Origin of the sequence: Streptomyces sp. NBC_01003, assembly GCF_045162695.1 — a bacterium.
Taxonomy (GTDB): Bacteria; Actinomycetota; Actinomycetes; order Streptomycetales; family Streptomycetaceae; genus Streptomyces.
Genome location: NZ_CP108707.1, coordinates 1746499 through 1763473 on the forward strand (window position 1 = coordinate 1746499; position 16975 = coordinate 1763473).

At 70.0% G+C, this 16975-nt stretch carries 17 protein-coding genes and 1 pseudogene; 9 read left to right on the forward strand and 9 right to left on the reverse strand.

Annotated elements, in window-relative coordinates:
- Positions 1-15 precede the first annotated feature (15 nt).
- The 8 genes from OG698_RS08100 to OG698_RS08135 all read left to right on the forward strand — a co-directional run bounded on the left by OG698_RS08100 (position 16) and on the right by OG698_RS08135 (position 10432).
- Positions 16-990, forward strand: coding sequence for a DUF1259 domain-containing protein (locus tag OG698_RS08100; protein WP_406102313.1), 975 nt, complete (start codon positions 16-18; stop codon positions 988-990).
- A 545-nt stretch (positions 991-1535) separates the two neighbouring features.
- Positions 1536-2378, forward strand: a complete 843-nt coding sequence (locus OG698_RS08105) for a helix-turn-helix transcriptional regulator (protein WP_406102314.1) — start codon at positions 1536-1538, stop codon at positions 2376-2378.
- Positions 2379-2695: 317 nt separating this feature from the next.
- Positions 2696-3895: an aminotransferase class I/II-fold pyridoxal phosphate-dependent enzyme gene (locus OG698_RS08110; RefSeq protein WP_406102315.1), complete on the forward strand. Its 1200-nt coding sequence runs from the start codon at positions 2696-2698 to the stop codon at positions 3893-3895.
- A gap of 100 nt (positions 3896-3995) precedes the next feature.
- The gene (locus OG698_RS08115; RefSeq protein ID WP_406102316.1) at positions 3996-5177 is read left to right on the forward strand and encodes an MFS transporter; all 1182 of its coding nucleotides are present in this window, start codon (positions 3996-3998) and stop codon (positions 5175-5177) included.
- Between the two features lies 1 nt (position 5178).
- Positions 5179-6783: a carboxyl transferase domain-containing protein gene (locus tag OG698_RS08120; RefSeq protein WP_406102317.1), complete on the forward strand. Its 1605-nt coding sequence runs from the start codon at positions 5179-5181 to the stop codon at positions 6781-6783.
- Between the two features lie 9 nt (positions 6784-6792).
- Positions 6793-8790 (forward strand): acetyl/propionyl/methylcrotonyl-CoA carboxylase subunit alpha, encoded by a 1998-nt coding sequence (locus OG698_RS08125; protein ID WP_406102318.1) that lies wholly within the window; start codon positions 6793-6795, stop codon positions 8788-8790.
- A 72-nt stretch (positions 8791-8862) separates the two neighbouring features.
- Positions 8863-9723 carry a 3-hydroxybutyryl-CoA dehydrogenase gene (locus OG698_RS08130; RefSeq protein WP_406102319.1) on the forward strand — a complete coding sequence of 287 codons (861 nt, stop codon included), beginning with the start codon at positions 8863-8865 and terminating at the stop codon, positions 9721-9723.
- Between the two features lie 64 nt (positions 9724-9787).
- Positions 9788-10432 carry a biotin transporter BioY gene (locus OG698_RS08135; RefSeq protein ID WP_406102321.1) on the forward strand — a complete coding sequence of 215 codons (645 nt, stop codon included), beginning with the start codon at positions 9788-9790 and terminating at the stop codon, positions 10430-10432.
- Positions 10433-10555: 123 nt separating this feature from the next.
- Here OG698_RS08135 and OG698_RS08140 read toward each other — a convergent pair whose 3' ends face one another.
- Both OG698_RS08140 and OG698_RS08145 read right to left on the reverse strand, forming a co-directional pair.
- Positions 10556-10693: a hypothetical protein gene (locus OG698_RS08140; protein WP_406111739.1), complete on the reverse strand. Its 138-nt coding sequence runs from the start codon at positions 10691-10693 to the stop codon at positions 10556-10558.
- Positions 10694-10823: 130 nt separating this feature from the next.
- Positions 10824-11309, reverse strand: a complete 486-nt coding sequence (locus tag OG698_RS08145) for a DoxX family protein (protein ID WP_406102322.1) — start codon at positions 11307-11309, stop codon at positions 10824-10826.
- Between OG698_RS08145 and OG698_RS08150 the strand changes: the two genes are divergently transcribed.
- The gene (locus OG698_RS08150) at positions 11275-11586 is read left to right on the forward strand and encodes a hypothetical protein (protein ID WP_406102323.1); all 312 of its coding nucleotides are present in this window, start codon (positions 11275-11277) and stop codon (positions 11584-11586) included. The genes OG698_RS08145 and OG698_RS08150 overlap by 35 nt on opposite strands.
- On the opposite strand, the gene OG698_RS08155 is transcribed toward OG698_RS08150, so the two are convergent.
- From OG698_RS08155 to OG698_RS08185, 7 genes and pseudogenes are all read right to left on the reverse strand, one after another.
- Entirely contained in the window at positions 11580-12332 is a 753-nt protein-coding gene (locus OG698_RS08155) for a helix-turn-helix transcriptional regulator (protein WP_406102324.1), read from the reverse strand. The genes OG698_RS08150 and OG698_RS08155 overlap by 7 nt on opposite strands.
- A 159-nt stretch (positions 12333-12491) precedes the next feature.
- Positions 12492-12899, reverse strand: a complete 408-nt coding sequence (locus tag OG698_RS08160) for a thiopeptide-type bacteriocin biosynthesis protein (protein ID WP_406110910.1) — start codon at positions 12897-12899, stop codon at positions 12492-12494.
- Between the two features lie 21 nt (positions 12900-12920).
- Positions 12921-13292: a YkvA family protein gene (locus tag OG698_RS08165; RefSeq protein ID WP_406102325.1), complete on the reverse strand. Its 372-nt coding sequence runs from the start codon at positions 13290-13292 to the stop codon at positions 12921-12923.
- A gap of 69 nt (positions 13293-13361) precedes the next feature.
- Positions 13362-14453: a PP2C family protein-serine/threonine phosphatase gene (locus tag OG698_RS08170; RefSeq protein ID WP_406102326.1), complete on the reverse strand. Its 1092-nt coding sequence runs from the start codon at positions 14451-14453 to the stop codon at positions 13362-13364.
- Positions 14454-14575: 122 nt separating this feature from the next.
- Positions 14576-15136 (reverse strand): DUF6817 domain-containing protein, encoded by a 561-nt coding sequence (locus OG698_RS08175; protein ID WP_406102327.1) that lies wholly within the window; start codon positions 15134-15136, stop codon positions 14576-14578.
- Between the two features lie 233 nt (positions 15137-15369).
- A pseudogene (locus tag OG698_RS08180) lies at positions 15370-15633 on the reverse strand (zinc ribbon domain-containing protein); the annotation flags it as partial.
- 23 nt (positions 15634-15656) lie between these two features.
- A complete protein-coding gene (locus OG698_RS08185) occupies positions 15657-16790 on the reverse strand; it encodes a winged helix DNA-binding domain-containing protein (protein ID WP_406102328.1) in 1134 nt (377 codons plus the stop codon).
- Positions 16791-16975 lie beyond the last annotated feature (185 nt).

The following is a 16975-nucleotide window of genomic DNA, read 5'->3' on the forward strand; positions in this document are numbered from 1 at the left end:
CATGGAGGAGATCAAATGACGACTGGAGACAAACAGGCCGCCACGTCTCGGCGACGCGTGCTGACCGCTGCCACACTGGCACCGGTGCTGGCCGGGGCGGGGCCGGCCAGCGCTCGCACGATGCCCGACGGGGCGCTGGTCAAGCCGGTGACCACCACCGAGTCGGACTGGGCGGCCGTAGCGAAAGCACTGGGCCGCAGCGGCAACCTGCTGCGAGGGACGACGTATCACACCCCCTTCCCCCGCGACGATCTTCGCGTCGTCGTCGAGGGCAACATCGTCATCACACCGCAGCTCGCACTCGGTGCGCACGTGGCCTTCGTCCGCTACGCCGACGGCAGCACGATGTGCATGGGCGATGTGGCGGTCACCGAGAGGGAACTGCAGCGGGTGATCGACGCCTGGCAGGCGAACGGAATCGCGCAGACCGCGCTCCACAAGCATCTGCCCACCCATCGCCCCGACATTTGGTGGGTCCATGTCCACGGACACGGCCATGACGAACTGGCCCTGGCGCACGGCCTGCGCGCGGGATTCGAACGCACCGGCATCCCGCCGGCGACACCGGCCGGCCCGCCGAGCCCCGTCGACCTGGACACTGCCGGAATCGACGCTGCGCTGGGCGCCAAGGGTTCCAGCGACGGCGTGGTCTACAAGGCCGTCTTCGCTCGCCGCGAGACGATCTGCGACGGCCATCTGGTACTGCCCTCCGGTCTGGGCGCGACCAGCGCGTTCATTTTCCAGCCGCTGGGAAACGGCAGGGCAGCGCTCAGCGGCGACTGCGTCATGGTCGCCGAGGAGGTCCAGAACGTAATGGGAGCCTTGCGGCGGGGCAGGATCAAGCTCGTCGAGCTGCACAACCACCACGTGACGGAGAGCCCCCGCCTGTTCTTCACCCATTTCTGGGCCGTGGGCGACGCCGTCCAGCTCGCCAAAGCGCTGCGCCCCGCAGTGGATGCCACCAACGTGGTGCCGACCAGCGGAGTATGACGAGCAGACGGCAAATTGCTGGGCCCCCGCGGCATCCCCGCAGGCCGACTCTCGCGATCCACGACCGGCAACCGGGTCATGCACCAGGAGCACCGGGCGCGCCCCTCACCGACCGTCAACACGACGTCAGCCAGGAGGCGGCAGCACGTCGTGAGGGTTCAGACGTGCCAGGTCGCGTCCTGGAGAGTCGGCTGAAAGGTGCGTTCCCGGCGAGTACCCACACGAACTCCGCCTCGTGCCGCTGCAGCGTCTCTGCGCCGCGCACCCGGGCCACCGGCTCGCGGAACCGGGCCACGTAGTAGTCGTTGGCGGCCGCCTTGTGGAACACCGCCCGCCCATTGGATGCGCTACGAAGACCGATGCCCTCAACCTGGCCGGTTGTTGGCGCGGAACCAGTACGGGCACGTCAGTTACCCTTGTGCGGGGTACCTGACCTGCATTGATCCTTTCGTGACAGTGTGGGCGCCGCCCGTATGCGGTACTCCACGCCGGCCGCTCCCGCCTGAGCCACGGCACCAGGAAGCAGCCAGAGTGGGGCCCGATTCATGCAGCGCGAAAACTTCACAGACCGACCCGGCCTCGGGCAACTGCCAGACGAAGAGGTGGGGCTCGCGGTGCTCCTACGGGCGTGGCGGGCGCGAGCGGGCCGCAAGCTGGGTCTCGGCAAACCGCTTCCGCAGGTGGAGGTCGCCGCCGCGGTCGGCATGAGCGAACGCTGGTACCGGGACCTCGAACGCGGGGCGACGCCCCGCCTGGACGCCCGGACCCTGACCGCGCTGGCGGGCGCGCTGCGGCTGTGCGCGGACGAGCGGGCGACCCTGTTCCTCTTCGCTGCCGGCGGGGAGCCCTTCCCTGCCGTTTCGCCCGCCGACGGCGTCGATCTGGCTCCGCTGCGGCGCCTGCTCGACCTGCAGCCCACGCAGCCCGCCTATCTCACCGACAACGCGTGGAACGTGCTCGCCCACAACGAGGCCATGGCCGAGTGGTTCCCGTGGGTGCAGGTCCCCGGCGCGAACCTGATCCGCTGGGGGCTGACCGACCCCGAAGCCCGGCAGCAGCTGGCCGACTGGCCGCGGCACGGGCGGGCCTATCTCGCGATGCTGCGCTACGCCATGGCGCAGTACCCGGGGCACCCCGAACTCGCGGAGATCCTGCTGACCGCACTCGCCGACCCCGAGTGCCGGCGGATCTGGGACGACGGTCCGGTCATCATCGCCAACCGGGACGGGCACACGTTCCGTCTGAGCATCCCCCGCTTCGCTCCGCACGCCGTCGACGTCGTCACCCAGGTACTGCATCCCGTCGGCCATCCCGGACTTCGGCTCACCTTCCTCAGCCTGCTGCCGGGGTCCGACGCGGAAACCGGCGCCGACCGCCTGGACGGCTGAGCTCTCACTCTGGCCGATACCGGCGGCGCGTTCAACAGGTGCCGACCGGCAAAGATTTTCCGGTCCGGATACCGGCAATTTTCTGCCGGTCCGTTTCCTGCCGCCCGAGTGCAACCGGCAGAACATTGCCGGTCGAATCCGTTGACTTTCGCTACGCCGAGTTGCGAATCTCAGTGACGACCGGGCCCATAGGGACCCCTCCCGCTTGCGGAGTACACGGCGGTGGACGGTGGCGGAACCCCGTCCGCCCCGCTCTGGTTTGATTCCAGGCTCGGACTCGACTGAGGAATACTTCGGGAGCTATTTTGCATGCCTTCATGAACATCAAGAAGACGATAGGGATAAGCAACGACTTCTGGAACGTCACCGCCGATTCCGGGATGGCCGGGATTGTCGCCGAAAACGTCGGCGCCGGGCGCTATGCCGCCCGGGCCGACGGCCACGAGTTCCTGAACATGTCGTCGTACTCGTATCTCGGTCTGGACTCCCATCCGGCGCTGATCCGCGCGGCGGCCGACGCGGTCACCCAGAACGCCTCGCTGAACACCTCGGTCTCCCGGATGCGTGTGCACTTCGGGATTCTCAAGGACGCCGAGGACGCGCTCTCCGACCTGTTCCGGGTCGAGGCTGTCACCCTCGCCTCCTGCGCCGCGGCCGCCTGGTCCGCGCTGCCCCTGGTGGCGTCCGGTGCCTTCACCGACGGCGTACCGCCGCTCATGGTGTTCGACAAGCACGCGCACTTCTGTCTGAACGCGATGAAGCCGAGCGTCGCCGACGAGGCCGAGGTCAGGACCATCGCGCACAACGACCTCGACGCCCTGGAAGAGCTCTGCCGCACCCACCCGAACGTCGCCTACGTGGCCGACGGGGTGTACAGCACGGGCGGGCAGGCGCCGGTTCGCGAACTCTTGGCGCTGCAGGAGAAGTACGGGCTCTTCCTGTTCTTCGACGAGGCGCACGGGGTGTCGACCTGCGGCGACCAGGGGCGTGGTGTCGTCCTCGACGCCATGGGTGAGATCAACGACCGTACGCTGATCATCACTTCCCTGAACAAGGGCTTCGGCGCGTCCGGCGGCGCGATCTTCCTGGGGCCGCAGGGCTCCCGGCATCGCCGTGATCTCGCCCTGCGCTACGGCGGTCCGCTGACCTGGTCGCAGCGGATCAACACGGCCGGACTCGGGGCGATCGTCGCCTCCGCGACGCTGCACCGTTCGCCCGAGCTAAAGGAACTCCAGCACCGGCTGCAGGAGAACATCGACTGCTTCGACGCGCTGGTGCCGACCGCCGACCGCGGCGACGGACTGCCCATTCGGTTCATCGACATCGGCTCGGAGGAGAAGACCGTCCGTATCGGTCGGGCCCTCCTTTCCGCGGGCTATTACACCTCTGCCCTCTTCTTCCCCGTCATCGCCCGCGGAAAGGCGGGGCTGCGCATCATGCTCCGCGCGGACATGACGCGTACCGACATTGAGAACTTCGGCCGTCTGGTCAATGAACTGCGGAGCCAGAATGACTGAGCAGAAAACTTCTCCGGCCGACGAAATACAACAGGCCGGCAGAACATTGACGGTAGATGAAGAGGAGACGGCCAATGGAAAGCAGGCCACCCTTCATCACGTGAACCGGCGCATCATGGCGCTCTCCTGCCTGCTGGTCTTCATGGCCCAGATGGCGACCACCATCTACCTGCCCTCGCTGCCCATCGTGGCGCACGACTTCGGAATGTCCCGCAGTTACGCGGCGCTTTCCATCTCGGCGTTCGTGATCGGCGCCGCGGCTCCGGTGGTCCTGTGGGGCGTGGCGGCCGACCGCTACGGCCGCCGGGGCCCGCTGCTGACGTCGCTCGCGCTGTTCGTGCTCACCAGCGCGGCGATCGCGCTGATCCGGTCCCCCGAGGGGCTGTTGGTGCTGCGTGCGCTGCAGGGCATCGGCGCCGGAGGCAGCGCGATCATCGCCCGCATCCTGGTGCGTGACCGCTGGAGCGGCGACGAGCTGGCCCGACGCCTCTCGGTGCTGTCGATCGCGTTCATCACGGCGATGGGCGGCGGCCAGTTCCTCGGCGGCCTGATCGGCAGGTACGCGCACTGGGAGGCCGGCTTCGTCGTTCTCGCCGCGGTCGGCGCGATCGCGGCGGCCCTGACCTTCACCGTGCCGTTCGAGTCGGGCCGTACCGTGCAGCGGCCGTCGGAGGTGCTGCGGATCTGCCTCACCATCAGCAGGCAGCCCGGTTTCCTGCTGCCGGCTCTGGCCGGCGGCGCGGGGTTCGCCACGATCGTGCTGCTGCAGGAGGTCAGCCCGTTCGTCTTCCAGGAGCACTTCGGGCTCGCCACCGACCAGTACGGGAGCCTCGGACTGCTGCTCGGCGCGGCCTACTTCGCCGGCGCGATGACCGTCAACCGGCTGGTGGCCAGGGCCGGTTCGGGCCGCCTGATGACTGCGGGATCGATCGTGATGACCGCGACCGGCGTGCTGATGATCGCGCTGTGGTCGGTGCCCGGTCTGCCGGACACCGGCGTTCTGGTGGCCTTCGTCGCGCTGTACTGCGTGACCACGTTCGGGCAGTCCGTGCTGTTCCCGAACAGCATGGCCACCGCTGTCACCAGCCAGCAGGGCCACGGCGCCTACGCCGTCTCGCTGTGCGGCTTCCTCCAGCAGTCCATGGCGGGCGTGGCCGCGGCGGGCGCCGCGCTGCTGCACGCCGATCTCGCCTGGGCCACGGTCGCCGCCGCGCTGGGGGCCGCGGCCTGGCTCCTGACCCGGATCGCCGTCCCCACGGCAATCCCCAAGGAAGGGAAGTGACATGGCGGTTCTGCGTTCCCACATCAGCCCTTCCAGCGAGGTGTTCCGCCGCAACAGTGCGGCCTACGGAGCGCTGCGCGAGCAGATCGCGGCGGCCCGCGCCGCCGCGACGGCCGGCGGCGGCGCCGCGGCGCAGGCCCGGCACGCCGCGCGCGGCAAGCTCACCGCCCGGGAGCGGGTGACCCGGCTGCTCGACCCGGGAACCCCGTTCCTGGAGATCGGCCAGCTCGCCGCGCACGAGGTGTACGAGCAGGCCGTGCCGTCGGCGGGCATCATCACCGGCGTCGGCATGGTGGAGGGCCGGCCCACGGTCGTGTTCGCCAACGACGCGACCGTGAAGGGCGGTACGTACTACCCGCTGACGGTCCGCAAGCACCTGCGGGCGCAGCAGGTCGCCCGCGAGAACGGGCTGGCCTGCATCTACCTGGTCGACTCCGGAGGCGTCTTCCTGCCGATGCAGGAGGACATTTTCCCGGACGAGAACCACTTCGGGAAGATCTTCCGCAACATCGCGGAGATGTCCGCGATGGGCCTGCCGCAGATCGCGGCCGTGATGGGCTCGTGCACCGCCGGCGGCGCGTACATCCCGGCGATGTGCGACGAGACCGTGATCGTACGGGGCAACGGGTCGATCTTCCTGGGGGGCCCGCAACTGGTGCGGGCGGCGACCGGCGTGATCGTCGATGCCGAGACCCTCGGCGGGGCCGACCTGCACACCGAGACCAGCGGTGTCGCCGACCACCTCGCCCTCGACGACGAGCACGCCCTCGCCCTGGTCCGGGAGATCGCCGCCCGAAGCGGCACGGGCACGCCGGCCGCACCGCCCGAGATACCGGCGGAGCCGCTGTACGACCCCGCCGAACTGCCGGGCATCGTCAGCGCCAACCCGCGCGAGCCGATCCCGGCCCGGGAGATCCTCGCCCGGCTTCTGGACGGCAGCGAATTCACCGAGTACCGCGCCCGGTTCGGGACGACGATCGTGTGCGGCACCGGCCGGGTCGGCGGCTACCCGGTGGGCGTCCTGATCAACGACGGCGTGCTCTTCTCCGAGAGCGCCCAGAAGGCCGCGAACTTCATCGAACTGTGCTCGCAGCGCGGCATCCCGCTGCTCTTCCTGCACAACATCAACGGGTTCATGGTCGGCGCCGAGTACGAGGCGGGCGGCATCGCCAAGCACGGCGCCAAGATGGTGAACGCCGCGTCCTGCGCCGCCGTCCCGAAGTTCAGCATGCTGATCGGCGGCAGCTATGGGGCGGGCAACCTCGCCATGTGCGGCCGCTCGATCGGCCCGCAGCTGATGGCCATGTGGCCCAACGCCAAGACGTCCGTGGTCGGCGGAGAGCAGGCCGCGACCGTTCTGGCGCTGATCAAGAACGAGCAACTGGCCAAGGAGGGCCGCTCGTTGACCCCGGAAGAGGAAGAGGCTTTCAAGAAGCCGATCCGGGACAACTACGACCGCGAGGGCCAGCCCCTCTATGTCGCCGCGCGCCTGTGGGTGGACGCCGTGGTCGACCCCGCCGACACCCGTGAATGGCTGACGCTGAGCCTCGCTCTGGCCGCGGCAGCACCGCAACGAGAGACGCGCTTCGGCGTGTTCAGGATGTGATGGTCCGTCATGGTGAAACGACTCCTGATCGCCAACCGGGGCGAGATCGCCCGCCGTATCGCCCGCACCTGCCGGCGCCTCGGTATCGAGTACGTGGCCGTCCACTCCGAGGCTGACGGCGCCGCGGCCCACCTGGACGGCGCCTTCGAACAGGTCCTGATCGGCCCCTCCCCCGCGGCCGACAGCTATCTGCGCGCCGACGCCCTGATCGACGCGGCCCTGCGCACCGGCTGCGACGCCGTCCACCCGGGCTACGGATTCCTCTCGGAGAACGCGGAGTTCGCCTCCGCCACCGCGGCGGCGGGCCTGGTCTTCGTCGGGCCCGACGCGAGCACCATCGCGGCCATGGGCGACAAGGCCACCGCGAAGCGCCTGATGGCCGAGGCGGGCGTGCCGGTCCTGCCGGGCTCGGCGGACGCCACCGAGTCGGCGGACGACATCCGGGCGCACGCGGACCGGATCGGCTACCCGGTGATCCTCAAGCCCGTCGCCGGAGGCGGCGGCAAGGGCATGCAGGTCATCGAGCACGAGCGTGACCTCGCCCCCGCCGTCGAGGCCGCGGTCCGCCTGGCCCGCGCGAGCTTCGGCGACGGACGCCTGCTGGTCGAGCGGTATCTGCGCAGGCCCCGGCACATCGAGGTCCAGGTCTTCGGTGACAGCCACGGCAACGTGGTGCACCTCTTCGAGCGGGAGTGCTCGCTGCAGCGCCGCCACCAGAAGATCGTCGAGGAGGCGCCTGCCGTCAACCTCCCGCCGGAGGTCCGGGAGGCGCTGCTGTCGGCCGCCGTACGCGGCGCGCAGGCCATCGGCTACACCAACGCGGGCACCTTCGAGTTCATCCTCGACAGTGCCGGTGACGGCGACGGCGGGTTCTACTTTCTGGAGGTCAACACCCGCCTCCAGGTCGAACATCCGGTCACCGAGGCCATCACCGGCCTCGACCTGGTCGAATGGCAGCTGCGGACCGCCTCGGGCGAACGACTCCCGCTGGCACAGGGCGAGATCACCGCGTCCGGTCACGCCATCGAGGTCCGCGTGTACGCCGAGGACCCGGACGCGGACTTCCGCCCCGCCCCCGGCCGGGCGCTGGCCGTCCTGTGGCCCACCGATCTGCGGGTCGACGCGGCCTTCGACGGTGCGGGCGACGTCCCGGTCTTCTACGACCCGATGATCGCCAAGCTCATCGCGCACGACCCGGCCCGCCCCGCTGCCCTCGCCCGACTGCTGCACGCCGTACGCTCCACCGCCGTCCTCGGCCTCACCACCAACCTCGGGTTCCTCGCCGATCTGCTGCGCGACACCCGGGTCAGCGCCGGGCTGATCGACACCCACCTCGTGGACGAGTTCGCCGCCCGCGCCGCCGAGAACCGTCGGGACCTCGAGCCGGTGGCGGCCGCCTGCGCGGCCGCCATGAGCCTGCCCGCCCGCCCCGCCGCGTACGGAGCCGAGTCACCGTGGAGCGGTTCACTCGGCGCTCTCGACCGGCAACTGCTCGACCGGGACGCCCCACTGGGCCGCGTCGCCTGCCGGGTCGGCGGCCGTCCCCTCGAAGCGGCGCTGCTCTCCCGGCGGGAGAACGCGCTCACGGTGGCCGTGGCGGGCGAACCCTTCACCGTCACGTGCACGCCGGACGGGGCGCTGCTGCGCGGCACGGTCGGCCAGGCGCTGTGGACGGGCCTGCGCCGGGCGGACGGCTGCGAACTCGTTGTCGACGGCCGCCGGCTGACCCTCACTCTCGATGTCGCCGGCGAGGACGACAGTGCGGCCGGCGGTGACGCGGTCACCTCACCCATGCCCGGCACCGTGGTTCAACTACCCATAGCGGTAGGTGACTTCGTGCAGCAGGGCGACACGGTGGCGATCGTCGAGGCGATGAAGATGGAGAACCGGGTGCTCGCCCCCGCCTCCGGCGTGGTCGAGGAGGTCCGCTGCGCTCTGACCGACATCGTCTCGGCCGACCAGGTCCTCGTCGTCATCGCGCCGGAACAGCGCGAAGAGGCCGCCTGAGCCGCGCACCCACACCCGCACCCAGGCACCACGCATTCCAGGCAAACCAAGACGGAAGAAGTGATACACCAGATGATCCCCATCAGTCGTGTCGGAGTGGTCGGCTCGGGCGCCATGGGCGCCGGAATCGCCGAAGTGAGCGCCCTGGCGGGCATGGACGTGCTGGTCGCGGTCTCCCGCGAGGCGTCGCTGACCACCGGGCGGCACCGCATCCTCGCCTCCCTCGACCGCGCCGTCGCCAAGGGCAGGCTCGCCGCCGCCGAGCGGGACGCGGCCGCGGCACGCATCGGATTCACCATGGATCTGGGCGAGTTGGCCGACCGGCAGCTGGTGGTCGAGGCCGTCCGCGAGGAGGAGACACTCAAGCTCGATCTCTTCGCCACCCTCGACAAGGTGGTCGAGGACCCGGAGGCGATCCTGGCCTCCAACACCTCCTCGATCCCCATCATGAAACTGGCCGGGGCCACCGGCCGCCCGGCCCAGGTCATCGGCACCCACTTCTTCAACCCCGTACCGGCGATGCCCCTGGTGGAACTGGTCGGCTCCCTGCACACGTCCGACGCGACCATGGACCGGGCCGAGTCATGGGTCGCGCAGACCCTGGGCAAGCAGCCGATCCGCTCCAAGGACCGGGCCGGCTTCGTCGTCAACGCGCTGCTGGTGCCGTATCTGCTGTCCGCCGTGCGCATGGCGGAGACGGGCTTCGCCACCGTCGAGGACATCGACCAGGGCATGGTGCTCGGCTGCTCGCACCCGATGGGGCCGCTGCGGCTGACCGACATGGTGGGCCTCGACGTCGTGGCGGCCGTGGCCAATGCCCTGTACGAGGAGTTCAAGGAGCCCCTCTACGCGGCTCCGCCGCTGCTCTCCCGCATGGTCGAGGGGGGCTTCCTCGGCCGTAAGTCGGGGCGCGGCTTCTACCCGTACCCGTAGCCGCTACGCGGACCGGTTCCCGCACGACAGCCTCTCAGAACACGCAGAAACGGACTCCCCTGACGTGAGCACAATCTCCAGCATCACTGCGCCGACGCCCCGTCCCGCGGTACGGGTCCTCGCCGACCTGCTGCCGGCCGAGGGCGCCGCCCGGACCCGGGCGCGCGACGCCGCGCTGGTCCTCGGCGGCGCCGCGCTGACCGGGATCGCCGCGCAGTTCGCGGTGCCGGTGCCCGGGTCGCCGGTCCCGGTGACAGGGCAGACCTTCGCCGCTCTGCTGGTCGGCATCGCCCTCGGTGCGCGCCGCGGGGCGCTGGCGCTCGCCGTCTACGCCGGTGCGGGCGTCTGCGGCATGCCGTGGTTCGCCGAGGGCGCCTCCGGCGCGGCCATGCCCACCTTCGGCTACGTCCTCGGCCTGGTTCTCGCCGCCGCCGTGGTCGGCGGCCTGGCCCGCCGCGGCGGCGACCGGAGCCCGCTGCGTACGGCCGGTGTCATGGCCCTGGGCACCTTCTGCGTGTACGCCGTCGGAGTGCCGTATCTCGCGCTGTCCCTGCATCTTTCCCTGCACCGGGCGGTCGCCCTGGGCGCCGCTCCCTATCTGGCGGGCGATGCGCTGAAAGCGGCCCTGGCGATGGGTGCGCTTCCTGCGGTGTGGCGTGTGCTGGGGAACTCCAGGACTGACGATGGTCAGGCTGATCTCTCTCGCTGAGGGAGGGGGGGAGAAGGGGCTCTCTCGCTGAGGGAGGGGGGAGAAAAGAGGCTCCCCCCTCGCGACGCGGGCCTGTGCAGGCCCGCCTGCGATGCGCGGTCAGGGGCTGTCTCCCGGGCTTCGTCAGCGCATCGTGTCGATGTCGATGTCGATGTCGATGTCGATGTCGAAGCGGTAGCGGATGTCGGAGGCCAGAACGCATCCGTACGCTTCGTTGATCTTGTCGGCGGGGACGACCTCCACAACGCTGGGCTCCAGCATGCCGACCGCGGGTGTTGCAGGGCCACTCCCCTTCGCGAGCGCCGGGCATACACCCCGCCGCCCAGCGGTCATCAAGGCCCTGCCGGCCCGCCGTTGTGCGGGCGAGGCTCCGCAGGAGTCCGCCTTGGTTCTACAGACTGAGTGTGATCGCGGCGGCGATGCCGCCCAGGCCGAGGGCGAAAGCGGCCTCTTTCCAGCCGCCCTTGCCCCAGCGGAAGGGGCGGTCGGCGGCCAGCCTGCCCGGCCCGATGGCGGCGACGGCCAGCGCGACGACGGCGATGCAGACGCTGTATTCCACGCCGCCGTCCGTGTCCCACAGGCCGTGGGCGCCGGTGACCATGACCATGGCGTTGATCATGACGCCGATCAGGGCGGCGGCCGCCAGCGGCGTCAGCAGGCCGAGGGCCAGACCAAGGCCGCCGAGCAGCTCGGACATGCCCCCGATCACGGCAAAGAGCTTTCCCGGGTGGTAGCCCAGGGCCGCGAATCCCTTGCCCGTCTCCGTCAGACCCTGGCCTCCGAAGAGTCCGAAGACTTTCTGAGCCCCGTGTGCGGCCATCAGCAGGCCGATGGTCAGCCTGATGAGCAGCAGACCGAAGTCGGCGGCGGTCGTCATGGGCGCGGCGGTGGAAGTGGGCTGCGCCGCCGGTGCCGTGGAAGAGGCAGAAGATTTCAGAACGCGTTTGGGCAACATGGCGATGCTCCGATTGGAACGCCGGAACGGGCGTTTCCCCCAGCTCGACGACACGTCGAGCACCGATGCCGGGTGTGCCCCGCATTGGATCGCGGGCGATTCCCTGACCCGTTCGATCCGTTCGATCCGTTCGCTGCGGGCAGAGTCGTGCATCTGGTCGGTGGCCCGCGGGGGCGGGCGGCCGGTGCCGTGTCAGTGATCCTGGGGCATCTGCTCATCACGATCGGTGTCGTTCGGGCACAGCCGTACGCAGCATTCGCCGGGCTCGGGGGTCAGGACGGCCTTGACTCCGTTGACCTCAAGGCCGGTGAGGTAGCCGCTGAGGAAGGCTTGGTTCATCCCGCACACCAGGTCGGGGGCCTTCGCGGCAAGCGGATGGAACGGGCAGTTGCGCAGCCGGAGCCTGGAGGGTGCGTCCCGGACGGGTTCGTAGCCGTACTCCTCCAGCAGCCCCTCGCAGACGGTCAGCCCACGCTCGGGTCCCAGGCGCCCTGGGCGGGTCTCCTCCCGTGCGGCTGCGCCCAGCTGCCGGCCGCGCTGCTCCGCGGTCCGCATGGCCGCCTGCGCGGCGTTCTCGTCGGCCTCCTCGGTCAGCACGGCGTCCAGGAGAAGGTCCGCCAGGAGTTCGTGGCGCCGGTCGGGGATGGTCACGGTGATCTGCGCGTCGGTGGGCTCGTACACCTTTGGCCGTCTGCCGACCTTGCGGATCCCGCCGGGCGTTTCGTAGCGGGCGCGCAGCAGGCCGGCGTCGACGAGCTTGTCGAGGTGGAAGGCGGCGAGCTTGCGGGAGATGCCGACGCTCGCGGCGGCCTCGTCGCGGGTGACGGCGTGGCCGGCACTGCGGATGAAGGTGAACATGCGCCGTCGTGAGTCCTCGCTCAGGACGCTGACGGAGTCGATGGCGCTGCCGGCCGCGTCGGCCGACGCTGTCTGCACGGAAGCCACAAGACCATGCTAATCCCCATCCACGTAGGCCCAAGTGTTCCTTCAGTCCTGATGTCCTGCGTATCTGGACGACCTCCCTCAATAAGACCAAGACATATTGGTGAAACTAGGAGGTCTCGATGGGTCCCGATGGGTCCCGATGATTGCTGAATCACAGCTTCAGGCGAAGCGTCCGGTCAGCGCCTCGCTTTCGGGGCCGAGCTCGCTCGCGCCGCCGCCGCGGGGCTCGGCGATCCGGGCCCAGACATCGCCCTGTTGGTAAAGGTCCTGTCCGGCGGCGAGCATCATCCGGGTGTCTTGCCGGCCACCGAGCTCGCGGCGGTGATCGTCGCTCTCGTAGGCGAGGCGGGCCAGGATGTGGCGGCTGTCGGCGTGGAACAGGTCGTGGGCGGCCCGCATGACTTCCGGTCCGCCGAAGCGGCGGGTCCCGGACTCGTAGATGACGCTTTCGGCGTGCCGGATCACGGCCCGTTGGGTGAGCGTGCTGGTCAGCCGTCCGAGGACAGCAGTCGCGTCACGGCTGTCGGCGGGGAGGACGCGCAGCCGCCAGGATTCGCCCTTCCGGATGAACCGCCAGGCGGCGAGACGTCACCGCTCTCCTCGGCCGCGAGCAGCAGCCGCCCCAGGTGGTTGATGGCCGTCTGCTCGGTCACCTGCCAGGCGTCGCACCACAGGTTGACCTGCCACCAGCGGGTATCCGGCTCGCGCCGCGACGTGCACGGAGCGCAGGGCCAGCAGCAGGAATCCGATGTCGTCGAGGTAGACGGGGTCCGGCAGCAGGTCGACCGGTGACACCGTGTAGATCACGGCGGCCCAGACCAGCGCCTTGTTGCGGAGCGGGATTCCCGCGTCGAGGAGCAGCCTCTTCGCCCGGATCACTCGCACCAGGAGAACTGCGGCGATGCCCATGGTGAGCAGCACGACGGCGGCGGCGAGGATGAGCCAGGCTTTGGTGTCCATGCCTCATCGTGTACCCGCTGGGCGGGGGGAGCCAGGGCCGAAGGCCCTCTCCCGGATGCGGGGATGCGGTCAGAGCGCTGAGCGGCGCAGCGCGAGAAGCGCCTGGTCGTCCTGGGGCCGGCCGCCCGTGTAGCGCCGTACGTCACGGATCAGCATGTCGAGGACCTGCGCCGGTGTGGGGTGCTCGCCGTTCCGGACGCGGTGCCGGAGCAGAACGGGCAGGCGCGCCGCAGCGTCGTAGAAGGTGCCTGCGGCATCCCGGGACTCGGTGATGCCGTCCGTGTAGCACAGGAGTGTCGCGCCGGGCGGGAACGGAAACGTGTCGACCGGTGCGGACCAGCTGCCCAGCATCCCCATCCCCAGCGGAGGCACTTCCTCAGACGGTTCGAGGACGGTGGCCGAGCCCTGTGCGTCGAGGAGCAGGGGCGGCGGATGGCCGCGGTTGACGATGCGTACGGCACTGAGGTCCGCGGGGAACTCCGCGATCAGGGCGGTGGTGAATCCCTCCTGCTGTTCGAGGCCGCCTCGCCGTCCGCCCTCACGCAGCAGTGCCTGCTCCAGCGAGCGCACAAGCTGTGCGAGGTCCTCGGCCTCGTCCGCGGCGTACCTGAACGCGCCGAGATCGGCGCAGACCGCGCTCACGGCGCCCAGGCCCTTGCCCCGTACGTCACCGACGAGGACGCGTGTGCCGTACGGGGTGTCCTGTACGACGTACAGATCGCCGCCGATCATGGCCTCGTTCTCGGCGGGCACGTACCGGGCGGCAATGTGCAGGTCGCCCAGGCGCGCCGGCGGTCTGGGCAGCACGGCGCGCTGGGCGACGGCCGCGACGTACTGAGCACGCCTGGTCCGGGCGTCCTGCCTCTTCAGCGTGCGGTTGATGAAGATGGCCAGCAGGGTCACGGCCAAGAGGGTGAACTGGTTGGCCAGACCGCGGTGCCAGCCGAAGGTGCCGTCCACCCAGGCCAGCCCCGCATGGACGGCCATGGATGCGAGGCCCACCCAGATGATGCCGGGCAGGGACAGGAGCGGGGCGGCGGCGACGGGCGCCGCCATGATGAGCGGGGCCGACGTCACCTCGGTCGGGGTCACCAGGTCGATCACTACGGCCAGCACGATCACGCCGGCGGGAATCCACTTGGCTTTGTTCTGCTGCACCACTCCCCCACGCTGGCGGCAGCGGGCGTGCACCGCATCCCGGCGGGCGCGGCGGAGAGCCCATTCGACGAGAACGCCGGGGTGCGGGGCGGACGCGCGGGCGGCGACCGACGTAAGGGGCCGGCTCAGTCCCGCGGAGCCGCAGCAAGCACCGTGCGGCAGTCCGACCAAGCAGGGTGGCTCAGCAGGGGCTGGAATCGTGTGAACAGAGTGAGGAGTTCGGCTCCCCACTTCTCGCGGAAGACGGAGTCGATCCGGGCAAGGTCGAGTTCGTTGGCGGCGGACAGCTCAGCGAAGTCCCGTCGAAGGTGCGGCTCCGGAGCGTGGAGACGTCCGGTGAACCGATCCCGGAAGGCCCCCTCGGCATCCACGAGCGTCGGATACGTGGCCCTGCGGTCACACGACGCGTAGAGATACACGATGGCTTCAGCCTCGGCACCGATCACCTCTGCAAGTTCGGCGCGGCTGTCCAGAGACAGCAAGGCGGTGGGGAAGCCGTCGGTGCCGTAGAAAGCGTGACACAGACCCGCGACCTGGAGGGCGGGACGGGCGCCCCATACAGCGAGTTGGCCCTGGACGCGCTGGAGGTGGGCGACGAGAGTGCCACCCGGATGAGCGATGTCCGCGGCACCGAGCTTGCGCAGTAACACGACGGCCTGGTCGGCAGGGGCAGGAGAAGCAGGCACAGGGCAGTGTCCTTCTGGCTCACGAGGTCGGCACCCGCCCGCGCCTTCGCCTGTGGTCCGGACCCGTGAAAGCACCGGACGGGTTGTCACCTGGGTCCTGCGCTTATCGTCGTGGACCCCATAACCCCAGTCAATCCTAGGGATTTCTGAGCAATACCCAAGCTTTGACTTGCCCCTCGGGCTGAAGGCCGAGGGTTCCGGCCTTCTCGATCGTTGCTGTGCCGCTACGCGGCCTACGCGGCACGGGGTTCGGTCGAGAATCCGTGGCTTCCTGCCTCTTCGCGCTGGGCCAGAACGGGTTCTGGTCCTACCGGCGCTCCGCAGGCCGATACCCCCAGTCCGGCGGCCGTCTTCACGTTGATCGCGGCGTTCACGTCCCGGTCGAGGACCGCGCCGCAAGCGGCGCAGGTCCACTCCCGGACATCGAGGGCTCTGGGTCCGTCCTCGACACCGCAGGTGGAGGAGGTCTGGGAGGTCGGCTCGAACCGGCCGGCACGACCAGGAGCGGTCTTGATGCTGTTCACAGCAGCCGTGCCTCGGCCTCGGGGAGTTTCGACCACCAGTGGCCGTAGCGGCTGTAGACCGCCGCCTCGCGTTCGCCGAGGAGCGTCGTCAAGGACTGAGCCTCCGCGGCGAGCCCGTCCCAGGCGGCGGGGGGCAGGGGGTGGAAGGCCGTGGCCTCGATGCCGCCGTCGACCGGGCGCCAGACACCGGCGACATGCCCGTCCACCAGCAGGGTGGGCAGTACGTCGCCGTTCCTGCGGATCACCAAGGGGCGGTAGGCCGGGGGTATCACCCGGCTACGGTCGGCATAGGCCAGCAGAACGCTGTCCCACATCGCCATCAGCCGCGGCGGGGCGGGGGTCTCCGCGGGCGGCCGGGAGGCGCCGGGAAGGTCGAACAGCGTGCCGCCGTCCGGCCCTTGGAGCTGCTCGACGGTGCTGTCGAGAGCGCGGAGCGCCTCGCGGATGGCCGCCCGCTGCACCATGGCGAACTGCGCCACGTCTGCCACCGAGGCAGGCCCGAACCCCGCCAGGTAGCGCAGGATCAGGGTCCGTAGCGCTTGTGGCTCCACCGCCCGTCCCGTGGGGGCGGGTCCCGTCCCCGCAGCGACGAAGGACGGCCTCAGGCCGAACGACCACGGGGCGTCCGTCGGGGCATGGTGCAACGGCGCGTACGCCTTCAGGCCCCACCACGCCCCCTCCTTCTTCTCGACGCCCAGCCGCTCCTCGACCCACGCCTGCATCTCTGCCGAGGTGCGCTGCCGCCGGGCGAAGGCCAGCAGCTCCGGGACCAACTCGTCGGCGTCCACCGGGGTCAGCCCCGCGCCGGCGAAGCGGAAGCCGAGCCGGGAGGCGTACAGCGTGGGCTGCATCGCCGCACGGAAGGCCGGGTAGTCCTCGGCGTGCACGGCGTGCAGGGTGATCCGCATCAGGGTCGCCTTGGCCACCGAACGCCCGGTGAAGGCGGCATCGAGGTCGGCGGGAGCGAACCTGGTGAGCCGGTTCCACAGTGCGAGGTAGGGCGAGGCCGGGTGCTGTGCCTGGAGAGCGACCACACGCCGCACACCGTCGGGGACGGCCAGCGGCTCACGCTCCAGCAGCAGCTGGCGGCTGAGGGTCGCTCGGTTGAGTTCGCGCGCGCTGATCACCACGACGCAGGATTCTGCCTGACACCACGCGCCCCGGCTCCTGCGCTCCGGGTTCGGTAACGCGAATCCGCGTTCGTCAAGGTCCGATGGCACGCGCGCAAGGTTCGCCGACACAGGACAACCGGAACGCCCCCCAACACGTCGAGGGGCGTTACCTTTGCCCCAGAATTCGAACATACGCTCTACTA